The following is a 14699-nucleotide window of genomic DNA, read 5'->3' as shown; positions in this document are numbered from 1 at the left end:
TCCCCCCTCCTATCGAACCGGCGTTGCAGCAGACATTTGAAATCCAAGTGATACTAAGTCCGCATTTGTCCCAGGAAACATCATCACAGCACCATCTGCAATATGAAACCCATGTTCCGTCATCATCTCACGATAGCTTTGAGGTATAGGCGATGAAAGTCTTTGCAACTTTGCACCATATTCATCTGTAATCTCTGTATTTGGCATAATCCCTTCCCACTTCTTTATATTAGAAATTTGTTCTTGCATAATTTCATCTGAAATAAAAATATTTTCAATTAGTACGTTTCCATCAGGTACAGACATATTCATAATTCTTCGTACAATTAATTCTGGATCTTCACCAGTTGATGCCCCATCTGTCATATGACAAACAACAGGAGCTGGTCCATCTTGTAAATTTGGTAATTCCCTTTGCAATAACTTCTCCACTACAGAGAAAGCTTTTGCTGTATCAGTTAAACGATGCGTTTGAATTTTTTCTAATGGACGCAGTCTTGCTACCTCGTCTATTGTTTTCACACCACCCAATAAATCAAAAACATGATCGCTATAGGCTAAAATAGATAACTTATACCTTGGAAGCAAGCGACTACCTTTTGTTGAACGAAATACCATTTGGCGAATCGCTAAAGAAAGAGCATCCGTTACAATATCAATTCTTCTTTTTTCTTCTCCGCCTGCATCCATCATTTGGTTCATTGATGCGCTTACATCAAGAAGATAAATTATATAAGCTGGTGTTTGTTGTGTTGCTTGAGTTTGATATAACATGTTTCATACCCTTCCATACATTATTATATGAACTTTTTTTATATTCATATTTCATTATAACTTATGAATTTTCTTTTTCTCAATTCATTATAAAATGTTCTTAATATAATTTACATATTTTCACACAAAAAATTATTCCTTTTAACATGTGTTGAAAGGAATAACCCCCTTCTACACTATAGAAGGGGGTTATTCTTACGGTATGAGACGCGTACAATCTCTCGGAAAAGCACTCGCCTCTCGTACATTTGTTAATTCCAATAGTTTGTATACAACTCTCTCTAATCCAATTCCAAAGCCACCGTGCGAGGGACAACCATATCGGAATGTATTTAAATAAGATTGAAACGTATCTGGATGTAATCCTTTTTCTTTAAAAGAAGTGAGTAACATTTCGTAATCATGAATTCGCTGCGCCCCTGAAGTTATTTCTAGTCCTTTATATAGTAAGTCGAACGAATCAGTAATAGATGGATTCTCTTTATTTGGCATCGTATACATCGGCCTAGCTTCTTTCGGATAATGTGTAATGAAAACAAACTCACTCTTATATGTTTCCTTCACATATTTCCCTAATAGCTTCTCACCTTCTGTATCTAAATCCCCAATTGGCGATTCTTTCTGGTACTTACTTTTCAAAATTTCTTGCGCTTGTAACAATGTAATTTTCGGTATTTCTGTAATAACAGGTACTTCTATTTGTAATAGTTGTAGTTCTTTTTCACAGTTTTTTGCTACTTGTTGAAACATATATCGTAAAACATCCGTTTCTAATTGCATCACTTCATAAAAATCATGAATAAATCCAAGTTCTACGTCTAACGATATATATTCATTCAAATGACGGGAAGAATTATGATGTTCCGCTCTGTAAACAGGTGCAACTTCAAAAACACGTTCTAACCCTCCCGCTACCATCATCTGTTTATAAAACTGTGGCGATTGTGCTAAATAAGCTTCTTTTTGAAAGTATGGAAGCTTAAAAACATTCGCTCCTCCTTCTGCCCCTTGTGAAACAATTTTCGGAGTAAATATACGTGTGAAATCGTTCTCTATAAGAAATTCACTAAAGCTCTGAACAAGTGTAGATTTCACTTTAAATATCGCCGCAGTTCTCTCATGTCTTAATGATAATACCCGCTCATTCAGTAGTTGATCTAAGCCAACTTGCAATTTCTTTTTATTTATTTCAAACGGAAGTGGTTCTGCGCAATTTAATATTTTCACGTCGTGAGCGAGCACTTCAACTCCTAATTCTGTTTTCGAAGTCTCTACTATCTGGCCTACTACTTGAACGACACTTTCCACATCTACCTTATATCCAGCTAACTCATTTTCTAGTACACATTGCATAACTCCTGATCGATCCCTTATTAATAAAAAACTAATATTACCTAGATGACGAATTTTTTTTACCCATCCTTGAAGTAATACAACCTTGCCGCCTTGCTCCGTACATTCTTTTGTGAGTGAACGCTTCATTACATTTCCCTCCAGTAATTTTATATTTATTTACGTTATTGTTGTTGTCATCGTCATCATCCACGGTCACTCACCTCCTTTCAAAGAATACAAAAATCCGCCCCTATAAATAGGGACGGATTTTTCCGCGGTACCACCCAAATTGTCATAATGACCATCTTAGCCCTGATAACGGTAGGTACCGTTTGCTTTTACTAATTATCACGTTCAAAGCAACACTCACAGGTGTCTTTCCATCATACGGTATCGCAATCTTCTCAGCAACCGATTGCTCTCTGTAGACCTTTGCATCATGTAATTTTCCTGATCCTCACTTTTTATATTTACAGAGTATTCTATCTCTTTGTTTTATAAAACGCAAGCCTTTTTAAATATATTTTGATCTTTCATATCCAATTTTGTACAATCTCCTCTAAAGCCATTCCACGTGAGCCTTTCAATAATATGATATCCTTTTTCGTTATAACTTTTAATACTTCCTCTGCTATCTTGGCTTTACTATTAAATGACTGTACTTTTCCTATATCATATTTCTTTCTCGCTTCTTCCGCTACAATTTCAGCTAACTCTCCATAAGTGAATACATATTGAATGCTCTCTTGATTTAACATTTTACCAATTTCTCTATGATATGTTTCAGCATTCTTCCCTAACTCCAACATATCCCCAATTACTATCATTTTTTTCTTATAGGCATTTAATGTCTGTAACGTTTCAATTGCGGCCTTCATTGAAGAGGGACTGGCATTCCATGCATCGTTAATAATTGTAAAACCTGTTTTAGCAGTTAAAAATTGAAAGCGCATATGAGTAATATTTACTTGTCGCAATGCTTTCTGTATTTTTTCTGTGGGGACATTATAAAATTGACCTACGGCGATTCCGACAATCGCATTTAAAATATTATGTTTTCCATGCAAAGGAACATCGTACTGTATTTTTGAATCATTTAATTTAAAATGAACACCATATTCATCTAATTGCACGTTTGTTGGAAACAAATCATTTGTATACTTTTCACCAAATGCCTTACAAGTTATACTCGATAAATTCTTATTTTTCAAAAGGAATGGCTCATCACCATTATACAAACATAATCCTTCATCTTTTAATCCATCAATAATTTCTAATTTAGCCTTCGCAATTTCTTCTTTTGATCCAAGCGTCTCTAAGTGAGAATGACCAATCATTGTAATGATCACTACATCTGGCTGTGCTATTATTGATAAGTTTCGAATTTGTCCTTTTTCACTCATCCCCATTTCAAGAATTAAAAACTCTGTATCTCGTTTCATTTCTAAAATAGTTAATGGTAAACCGATTTGACTATTAAAGTTTCCCTTTGTTTTATGCACACGATGAGTTGTACTTACAATCGTGCTTATTATATCTTTTACCGTTGTCTTGCCATTACTACCTGTAATTCCAATTACTTTTACATTTAGCTCTTTCCGATAAAATTGTGCCAAATGTTGCAAAGCAAACAAAGTGTCATCTACAAATATAATTGGCATCCCTTTTGGCGGAGTGCTGTAAGACTTTTTCCATAAGGAAGCGACAGCTCCATTATCGAATGCCTCTTTCACATAATCATGTCCATCTTTCACCCTAATGATTGGAACAAATACATTTCCTTCTTTAATGCTTTTGGAATCTATGCAGACTCCATGTATCTCTATGTGATGAAACGATTCTTGTAACCCTTCACCGCCTACTACCTCTTCAAGTTTTTTCAAATTCATTTGAATCAAAGTATCACCCTTTCCATTTTATTACATAATTTCCGTTTTATTTACGCATATTGATAAAGTGAAACTTTAATCAGTGGGGATTTTGTTCCTCCCCACTGATTATCAGCCCTCACCAATCGGGCTTTTACGGTAAGCCCGCCCCCCACCTAACTTCTTTGCTTTCCCTGAATTTTGAGGTGGAGGGTCTTACTGCCCGGCAAATAGCGGGATAAAAATTTTATAGCGAGGTGTTTATATGAAAAAAGCGATTAGTTTCTTTCTTCTTTTGTTATGCCTAATTGCAGTGAATGAAACATACGCCTATTCACCAAAATCTTTACCAATCTCCCAAAACTCTGATCAATGGAAAGTGAATTTTGATGAACCGAAGAACATAGGTAACAATATGCTTCAAGCTAAAGAAGATGAATTTAAAACATATCAATTTTCAGTAAAAAATGTTGGTAACAGTGAAGTATATAACGTACAAGTCGACGTATTCCGCAACGAGCCAAAAACGAAAACGAAATATGAACTTTTCTCACGAAAGGAAAGTCGCTTAGCAAGTGGAAAAACTGGATTTGAACATGCTAATTTTCCAGTTGCTACAAAAGCAGATGAAGTTGATGTAATCATTACTTGGCAAGAACACCCTTTCCGCTCCATGAGAAACGGTCAAAAAGTTGAGTCTAGAAAATTTAAAGAGCATTTTGTTTTTAAAGACGAAAAAAACAACTAGAATGCGGATGAATTTACATTAGCATTCATATAGCTTACTTTACTAGTACCAGTTCTTAAGCAAATTAAAAAGTCGTGGCTTATAAACGCCACGACTTTTTATATTAATTCGTACTAATTCCTCTTGCTGCCCAAATACGATCGATATCAGCAGCATGTAGTCCGCCATATAAAAGAGCATCCGCTTGCTTAATCGCTTTTGCTCCATCACTGAATTTAGAGTTTGGTGTTAATGACCAGTGTGATTGTAAAATAATTTTCGTTGCTACATCACGTCCAAAAGCTTGTGCCATCTCATATTGACCTTGTGCCCAAATTTCCCCATCATCATGTACCTCATTTGTAACATCTTTCGGATACACTTTATTCGTATCTAATCGGCGCAAGCACGTCGGATCTGAACTAGAATAAGCTGTCGCATCCCATTCTCCAACACATGCTTTTCCGTAGCCTGTTGTCGATACTGCATCTTCATACGTAGCACCTAAGAAGTCACCAAATCCTTCTCCCATCGCTCCGCCTTCTGCAGAACTACCAAAGCCAGGCACTTGGTTATCTTGAATTGAATGCCCGTATTCATGTGCGATAATACCAGCATCTTCTGCATCATCTACTCCGCCAGTACCAAAAGTTAAAGCTTTAGTTGTCGGAGAATAAAATGAGTTATCAGCCGTCGTTCCATTCACATTCACTTTAATAGAGCGATTATTAATATTTTTAAATCCTAACCCTTGAATGTAACGCTGTAATGTATCGATATGATAATACGACATAACATCTTCAAAGCTATCATTTGCACGTGTATAGTTAAATTGTAAATTTGTAGATTTTGTTTTTGCTTTTGAAGAAATCGTTACATACTCTCCAATTAAAAATCCTGTCCCATCTAAACCTTTTAACGTAACAGTCTTCAATTGATTCGTTAACGCTGTTGAATCTGCATCGTTATTATCTTTTAAGCCTACTTTACTACCGCTAGATACGACTGGGTTAGGTAAAAATACTTTTCCTGTCCCTTCAGCTTTTCGGTTTATATCAACCTTTTTAATTAACTTCCCATTTTCCGCATCAATAAATGTTTCCCATGCACCAAATGGATTATTAGAATGGACTACCACTTTATATACTGGACGAGCAATTCCCTCTTCAACAATATATCCAAATTCTTTCTCTGTAGGAGCCCATAAGTTTTGCTCACTTGCTTCTCCAACATACGCCATTGATTTTTGTATTGCATCTTTTTCACTAATTTTTGTCGTTACTTCCTTCACACCTTTGACGGATTGATAATCAGAAACAGCAAGTACGCCCTTTCCCTCTCCGTTAAGAGTAACTGTAATTTGTTTTGAAAATACAGGTGCACCATTAATAACTTGCTGGAACCTAACATATGAAGCTACTGACGTTTCTGTTGTAGAAATATATTGCAAGTCTGAAAGGTCTGTTTTTAATCCATACTGCGCAGCATTTTCTTTTAAATATTCAGTTGCTTTTTTCTGCGGCGAATAAGCTTCTAGCTTTACTTGCTGCTGTTTTTCCAATGCCGAAACCGTAGAAATCGTCCCCATTACTAACGGCACAGTCATTGCCATTGCCACCATTTTTTTATTAAACATAGAACCACTCCCCCTAATAAAGTAGCTCAACCTTATCCCATTACCACTAGGCAATCATTCCCCACAAAATGGGGGGATAAAAATTGAATCTACGAGTAATTCTCTATAAACAATTCTATTACCTTTCCATTTAGGTTGAGTGAAATTTTCTCAATATTTATGTATAAAATGAGAAAAATACTGTAGAAATATATTTCTACAGTATTTTATTTAGTGTGCTATGAAGAAAGACATTTACTAGAGGACCTATCGAACGGATTATGAGGAAGTTAGCCGGATAAATTTCCATCATACAAAAAGGAAGTTGGAATGATTCCAACTTCCTTTTTTCTTTAATGAGCCGCGCTTAATTTAATTCGAACTTTCGCTTCACCTAAAGATAGTTCATCGTCTTCATTCGTTAAGTGATCAAATGTAAATTGCTTAACGAGTAAATTTTCTTCCAATAAATCTTTATGGTTCGTTAATGTTCGTTGTAGCTCTTCCTCTGTATCAAGAATAACATCTACTCGTAAATTAACCGGTAAATTTAACTGCTTACGATATTCTTGAACCGCTCGAATAAATTCACGCGCCACTCCTTCTTGTAACAACTCTTCTGTTACATTCGTATCTAACATAACTGTATATTGTCCGTTAGTCGTATTAGAGAACCCTGATTTCGCAACTTTCTCTACTACTACATCTTCAGCCGTTACAACTACTTCTTCTCCTGGTGCAGTTTCGTAAACTGCTCTTTCTGTAGATACAAAGTGTTGTACTTCTTCTTTTGATAATTGTTTTAACCATCCATTTATTGCATTCACATTTTTACCAAACTTCGGCCCAGCTGTTTTAAAATTCAGCTTTAATTGATAGGACGTATATTTCGTTTCATCGAGTTCAACATGAAACGCTTTGACATTTAGCTCATCCATGACGATATCACGATAAGATTCCCAATCCATATCATTTTCATTATGCGCTAGTAATACAAGTTCTGCTAACGGCTGTTTTACTTTTAAAGAATGCTGATTACGGTTACTTCTTCCTAGTTCAACAACTTGTAAAACAGCATCCATTTCCGCTTCTAGTTTCGGCTGAAGTAGTGATTCATTTACAACTGGATAATCCTCTAAATGAACGCTACTTCCAGTTAAATTTAAATGAATATCTTCAGCGACAAACGGTGTAAATGGTGCAATTAATTTACTAATTGTCACAAGCACTTCATGAAGTGTCTCATACGCAGCTGCTTTTTCAGCATTCATACCAGATTCCCAGAAACGATTACGTGATCGTCTTACATACCAGTTACTTACTGCATCTACAAGCGCCGCGATTTCACGAGCTGCATTCGTAAATTGATAATCATCAAGTGCAGTTCTCACTTTTTTCGTTGTGCTATGCAATCTTGATAATACCCATTCATCCAATTTCGTCCGCTTTACATCATACGTTTCTTTTGGATTATACCCATCTAAATTTGCATATAAAACATAGAAGCTATACACATTGACTAATGTATCTACAAACTTAGATTTTGCTTCCAGTACTGTTCTTTCAGAAAAACGTTTCGCATTCCACGGTGCACTGTCAACGAGTAGCGCCCATCTTAAAGCATCTGCACCAAACTGATTTACTAAATCAACTGGATCTAGTGCATTCCCTTTACTTTTAGACATTTTCTGTCCTTCTTCGTCTAATACATGCCCTAGTGATAACACTCGTTTATAAGGCACTTTTCCTGTATATAGTGCTGATACTGCTAATAAACTATAAAACCATCCACGTGTTTGATCAATGCCTTCTGCAATAACATCCGCTGGAAACTGTTCTTCAAATAACTCTTTATTTTCAAATGGATAATGATATTGCGCAAATGGCATGGAACCACTATCAAACCAAACATCAATTACTTCTGGTGTACGATTCATTGTACTTCCGCATTTTTCACAGCAAACTTGCACTTCATCTACATATGGCTTATGCAATTCCAAATCTTCCGGTGTTTCTTTTGTACTATGCTTTCTTAAATCAGCAATGCTTTTCGGTGCGAATTGATGATCGCAACTTTCACATTCCCATACGTTTAATGGTGTTCCCCAATATCTATTTCGGCTAATATTCCAGTCCACCATATTTTCTAAAAACTTACCAAAGCGTCCATGTTTCATATGATCTGGATACCAAGTAACAGAATCGTTATTTTGCAAAAATGTATCTTTAATTGCAGTTGTTCGGATTAACCAACTCTCTCCTGCATAATAAAGAAGTGGTGAATCACAACGCCAGCAATGTGGGTAGCTATGTTCATACTTTTCTTTATGATATAGTAAGCCTTCCTTCGCTAAATGACGAACAATATCCACGTCACAATCTTTTACAAATTTCCCTTTCAAAAATGGTACTGCTTCTGTATACTCACCTTTCTCATCTACAACATGCAAGAATGACAATCCTTCACTTTGAACGACTCTATAATCGTCCTCCCCATATGCTGGAGCGATATGAACGAGTCCTGTACCACTATCTGCCGTGACAAAATCTGCTGCGATAACGTGATAGCCATTTGTAACTTCTTTCATTGGAAATGGCGGCATATAAGATGTGTTTACTAATTCTTCACCTTTATGAACAGATAATACTTCATAGTCTTCTTTTAATACATCTTGTACACGTTCTTTCGCAACAATGTATACATGACCTTCTTGTTTCGCTTTCACGTATTCCATATTTGGATGTACAGCGAGCGCAACATTTGCTGGAAGTGTCCAAGGTGTTGTTGTCCACCCTAGGAAATATTCATTTTCACTATCTTTCACTTGAAACTTAACTGTTGCACTTAAGTCTTTTACTGTTTTATACCCTTGTGCAACCTCATGTGAACTTAGTGAAGTTTGACAACTTGGGCAGTATGGTGAGACTCTATGCCCTTTGTACAATAATCCTTTTTCATGAATCGTCCCTAAAATATGCCATACACTTTCGATATATGGATTCTCTAGCGTAACGTATGGATCATCCATATCTACCCAATAACCGATGCTTTCAGTGAATTCACGCCACTGCTTCTCATATGTGAATACACTCTCTTTACACTTCTGAATAAATGGCTCAATTCCATACTCTTCAATTTCATGTTTACCAGAAATACCGAGTTGCTTCTCAACACCTAATTCTACAGGTAAACCGTGTGTATCCCATCCCGCTTTTCGTAGCACTTTATAACCAGCCATCGTTTTATATCTCGCTACTACATCTTTAATTGTCCGTCCAAGTGCATGTCCGACGTGTGGTAAACCGTTCGCCGTTGGTGGTCCTTCATAAAATACGAAAGACTGTGCGCCTTCTCGATTCTGAATTGATTGCTCGAAAATACTTTGCTCGTTCCACTGCTTACGAATACGTGTTTCTCTCCCTACAGCTGACTCTTTTACATCTACTTTCTTCATCTACAATCACTCCTTTTGAATATTTTAAAGCACACAAAAAACCCGTCCCCATGAAGTAGGGACGGGTTTAACCGCGTTACCACCCTAATTCTATTAGCTCTTCGCTAATAGCACTTAGCAACGTACTATCATACGTGTTCTTTGTAACGGTAGACATCCGTCCGGGCTTACTTATTTCAGCCTCGGCTCCTCGGAGATGATTTTCAAATAACGTCTGCACACCGGCTTTCAGCTATACACCGGCTCTCTGGGGAACAATTCATTATTTTACTCGTTCTCGTCTTCAGATTTGTATACTTTATTAAAAGCTATTTTATGCCATTGGGCAATAAATTGTCAACTAATTCTAAATATATATTTAATTATACCCTTTTTTCACAATTCCTATACAATTATTTCTTAAATTCTTGTATTCCAGCTAAATCTTCATCTTCTTCAATAAGCTCAGCAAAGAATCCTGATTCATCCTCACGAAGAACAATTTCAAGCTCTTGCTTCGCCTCTTCAATTCTATTTAACTGTGCTAAATAACAAGCGCGATCGTATCTTGCTAACAAATCACTCGCATCTATTGTTAATACATCATTTGTTATTTTTTCTGCCTTTAGTGTTTGTCCGGCACCATGATACGAAGATGCTAAAGAAAGAAGAATTGCTGCTTCATTTGGATGATGTATAGAAGCATTTTCTAATACATGAATTGCCTCTTCAAACCTTTCTTGACTTTGATACATTTCTCCTAAAGCAAGAAACGCTCTACTTACAAACGGTGTTTGCTCCGTTAATTGTAAGGTAATCTTTTCTGCTTTTCTTTCTTCTCCTATTTTAAAGAATACTTGTGCTTGTAAAAGAAGCGTATCATAATCATCTGGTAACTCTCGAACCATTTGCTTCGTTAATTCTGAAGCATCCCGTAACATATCTTCTTCCTCACACGCCATGAAAAGATTTACAAGTTGCTTCGCTATATCGTAATCCCATTTATTTTCTAACGATGTTTGCAATACATCTATCGCCTCTTTATACATCGCCACATTCTCGTAAAATAGTGAAAATCGCTGCGCTGCCATGCTATTTTTTTGATTTAACTTTAACGAAATTTCATACAAATCAATGATTGTAGTAATAATCGAAATTTCTTTCGCACGGTTTTTCATACGATAAAAAGCTCTCGTAATTATGGATTTTTTCGGCTGTTCATTTTGTTGACGTTCAATCCATCTTTCCGTCACCGCAGATGCAGCATACATAAATGCCATACTTCTTTCTGCCTTCTTCACCTTTAATGTATGAAGAAACTCTCGTATGTTAGACAATTTCTTATGTTGTTCTATCGCTTTTACATACACATCAAATATTCGTTCATTATTTGCATCTTTTTGTATAACTTTCATTGCAATTTCAATTGCTTTTGCATTTCTTTTTTTCACTAACACTTTGGCATAATGATATAGAACTTCTATATGCTCACTATCTAATTGAAGTGCCTCTTCAATCTGTGCTTGTTCTTTATCTATTTCATCCATCGCTCCATACACATATGCAATCGCATCTAATCGCCATATTTCAGGTGCTTCGTCCGCTAATTGTTCTAGTTCTGTCAGTAACTCTTCCTGAAGACTCATTTCTACTGAAAGCTGTGCCAAATATTCCATATTAATATGCATCGGCTCTTCTTTCATAGCCTGAACCATATGACTTTGTTCTTTAGAACGATTTTCTTCTTTTTCATATATTTCTGCAAGCTGTAAATGCACACCTACGAAATTCTCATCAAGCTCTAAACATGTTTCATACGCTTGTTTTGCTTCCGTCAATTGCCCTAATGCCATAAGTATTTCACCAATTCGGTAATACGGTAATGCCGTTTCCTTTTGTTCTATCGCCTTATTATACCTTTTCATCGCTTGGCCGTACTGCCCAATAGATTCATATAAAATACCTGTATAACAACCGTATTCGCTTATTTCTTTTCTTTCTTTGTGTAACGTTCTTAAGAATGCTATACCTCTTTGTACAAATACCGTTCCTTTAATTCGATTCACATATTCATCTAACGCACTTGCCACATTATATTCACTCTGCTTTATACCACTCTCTAACTTAGACAAAGCTACTTTAAACCCTTCTTCATTTCCACCAAGTTCAACCTCAGCATCCCATAGAACCATTCCCGCATTCATAAGAAAATCTTGGCTCTTTTCAATTTGTTTTTCAATACCGAGAATATATTGTTTCGCTTCCTTGTATTGTTCTTTCGCCATATAAACTTGCGTAAGTCCAAAGTGAGAATAAACATCATCATGATTTTCTTCTAAAGCACGATTATACAATGTTTCTGCTTCTTCCAGACTATCATTTTGAAAATGATAGTCACCGAGTTTTACGTATAGAGGTGCCTTATCGTCACAATTCTCAATACCTTTTAATAAAATTTCTTTCGTACTTTCCTCATCCTTCAAATCAGACTCGTATATTTCCGAAAGTTTCGTATAGATGTAAGGTGCATTACTATCCAAATAAATCGCTACTTTAAGCCCTTTTATCGCTAAATGTAATTTCCCTAAATGATGCGCACATCTCGCGCGCTCATACCATACATGTGCCTCATTTTTATTCTCTCTTAATAGGTCATTAAAAATTTCATACGCTTCTTCATATCTTTCTAAATCTATTAATATTAATCCGTGATTCGTTAAAGTGAATCTTTCTGGACTACGTTCTAAAGCAACTTGAGAAAACTGCAACGCCTTTTCAGATTGATCGATATACATGTATGATAGAGCGAGAAAACTCCAAGCAATCGGCTGATCTGCGTCTAATTGTAATGATGAACGAAAACTTGAAATCGCTTCTATATAACTTTCCTGTTCAAAAGCATATCTTCCGTTTATTAAATGATATAAAGCACGATTATTTTTCTTCTCAACACTTGTCAGCATTTGCCCGGCTTTTTCTAATTCTTGAAGGCGAATAAAGCACTGCGCACCATGCAATTTAACAAAATCTGAGTTCGGAAACTTCTCCATTAACTTTTCAATACAACATATAATAAACTCATTATCTACTTCAACATCTAAATGCTTAACTGTATATAACCACGTATTCGGATTATCACTCGTCTCTTTTAAAAATTGTACTAAGTTATGAATCCCCTCTTTATCATGTTCATCTAAATGATCCGTAAGAGAAAAAATAGATTTAAAATAATGATTTTCTTCTTCATTTAAAAATGCTAACTGCTCCTTCTTTTCTTTCGGAACAAACGTAATCGCTAAACAACCTGTGTAACGATATTTTTCTTGTAACTTACTATATTCCACAATAACTGGTTCTATAAAGTTCGGATCTTGAACATAAAAAGCTTGTAACGTATCATCATATCCAGATAGCACTTGTACATGTGAAGCATGCTCAATATCTATACTTAATAAAACAGGAATCCCTTCATCCAGCAGCCTCTTATAATTTTCCTCATTCCCTTTAAAATAACGATATTCATAACCTAATTCTTCTAAATAAGAAACAGTATCTGAAAACTTTGACCCTGTCATATCAAAAATAAACTCTGCTATTTCATCTTGTGTACGTTTTTCTCCCCATAACTGCAACATCATTTCTAAACTTGTCGGAACACAATAATTATCCTTTTGTACAATAGGAACTATCGGTAAATGCACCTTTTTTCCATCTGGATTTTTTTCTAAATTATGATATAAAGACTCTTTTAAACTTTTTTCTTCTTTTAATAACTGTTGTAAATTTACAAGTTTATTCATTTTGTAAAGCGCTTCTGCACGTAAATGTACAAAGTAAGCTTTATACGCATGATAAGGAAGCTGATTATTTATGTTATCTATTACCGCTAACATTTCTTCATACTTCCTTAAATCTAATAAATATTTTACCTTTTCAAAATGAAAATATGGTACTTGCGGGAACTTTACAATCGCATCATCAATTAGCTGTAATGCACGTTTTTGTTCTCCTTGATTCGCATATAATTGTGATAATAAATAGGTAGATAGCTCTTCACAATCTTTATGCTGCATGCCGGCTATAAATTGTTCTTCTGCTTTCTCCCATTCACCTGTATGCATATAGACGTAGCCCCATTTATCAAATACGGCACGTGAACTGTACTCCTCTGCCTTTTGCATATAGATTAGGGCTTCTTCATTTCGTTTCATTTCCAACAAACATCGTACTAATGTAAAATATGTTTTCGCTAAAAGATCAGCTTCTATTTCTTCTTTACTTACCTCTTCTAATGAGTCTTTTAACAACTGTTCTACTTCAAGTATTTTCCGCTCATCAATTAACTCATCACAATATAAAGAGAGCGTTCTCATATTTGGGAATTTTTTGTAGGCGTAGCGAATGAGGAATGAACTGTATTGGTGCATAAGCCCTTCATCAGTAAGACGTATTAATATGTCAAACTCCTTATGTGAAGGAACACTAGCAAGCCAACTCTTCAAATAAGATAAAGTATTCTTTTCTTTTATATATGAAATTTCATTATTTATTTCCTGTAATCCATCTATAAATCTCTTGTCTTTCAAACAAGCATCTAACTGCTTAAAATCTAGCATGTATTCACCTCGAATATTTATTTGTACTGCTACTTGCTTAGATTTTACACATCATATTGTAGGTATTCAACTAAAATCTCTTATAATGGATGGTATTAATTAATATTATTCAAATTTATAACAAAATATAGTAAAAATGATTGTTTTTCTCCATATTTTGTTTAATTAAATGGAATAACGTAACATGAGGATTTTATCTTTTGGAAGCTGAAATCCGTACATGAAATTATATCGGCGATAATTTAAATATATCGACGATTTTCAAAATATATCAGCGATTATACGGTGGATATCGACTTACCGACAAAAAATGACAATCCTCAATAAATC

At 35.4% G+C, this 14699-nt stretch carries 7 protein-coding genes and 2 other annotated features; of the genes, 1 reads left to right on the top strand and 6 read right to left on the bottom strand.

Going from position 1 to position 14699, the window contains the following annotated elements:
• Positions 1-9: 9 nt before the first annotated feature.
• The 3 genes from ACU8YW_RS10625 to ACU8YW_RS10615 form a co-directional block, all read right to left on the bottom strand.
• Positions 10-774 (bottom strand): vWA domain-containing protein, encoded by a 765-nt coding sequence (locus ACU8YW_RS10625; protein WP_446894062.1) that lies wholly within the window; start codon positions 772-774, stop codon positions 10-12.
• 195 nt (positions 775-969) lie between these two features.
• Entirely contained in the window at positions 970-2256 is a 1287-nt protein-coding gene (aspS, locus tag ACU8YW_RS10620; protein WP_426933704.1) for an aspartate--tRNA(Asn) ligase, read from the bottom strand.
• Positions 2257-2364: 108 nt separating this feature from the next.
• Positions 2365-2576, bottom strand: a binding site (T-box leader).
• A gap of 66 nt (positions 2577-2642) precedes the next feature.
• On the bottom strand, positions 2643-3998 hold the full coding sequence (locus ACU8YW_RS10615; protein WP_426933814.1) for a UDP-N-acetylmuramoyl-tripeptide--D-alanyl-D-alanine ligase: 1356 nt from the start codon (positions 3996-3998) through the stop codon (positions 2643-2645).
• 244 nt (positions 3999-4242) lie between these two features.
• On the opposite strand from ACU8YW_RS10615, the gene ACU8YW_RS10610 reads away from it, so the two are divergent.
• The gene (locus ACU8YW_RS10610) at positions 4243-4725 is read left to right on the top strand and encodes a YozF family protein (protein ID WP_426933705.1); all 483 of its coding nucleotides are present in this window, start codon (positions 4243-4245) and stop codon (positions 4723-4725) included.
• A gap of 103 nt (positions 4726-4828) precedes the next feature.
• Here the strand turns inward: ACU8YW_RS10610 and ACU8YW_RS10605 are convergent, their stop codons facing one another.
• The 3 genes from ACU8YW_RS10605 to ACU8YW_RS10595 form a co-directional block, all read right to left on the bottom strand.
• Positions 4829-6340 (bottom strand): M36 family metallopeptidase, encoded by a 1512-nt coding sequence (locus ACU8YW_RS10605; RefSeq protein ID WP_426933706.1) that lies wholly within the window; start codon positions 6338-6340, stop codon positions 4829-4831.
• A 332-nt stretch (positions 6341-6672) separates the two neighbouring features.
• Positions 6673-9774, bottom strand: a complete 3102-nt coding sequence (ileS, locus tag ACU8YW_RS10600; RefSeq protein ID WP_306007798.1) for an isoleucine--tRNA ligase — start codon at positions 9772-9774, stop codon at positions 6673-6675.
• Positions 9775-9828: 54 nt separating this feature from the next.
• Positions 9829-10067 (bottom strand) — a binding site (T-box leader).
• A gap of 99 nt (positions 10068-10166) precedes the next feature.
• Complete coding sequence (locus ACU8YW_RS10595; protein WP_426933707.1) at positions 10167-14369, bottom strand: tetratricopeptide repeat protein; 4203 nt, start codon at positions 14367-14369, stop codon at positions 10167-10169.
• Between the last annotated feature and the right edge of the window lie 330 nt (positions 14370-14699).

The organism is Bacillus pretiosus, from assembly GCF_052947655.1.
This window is presented reverse-complemented; position numbering and strand designations above follow the sequence as displayed.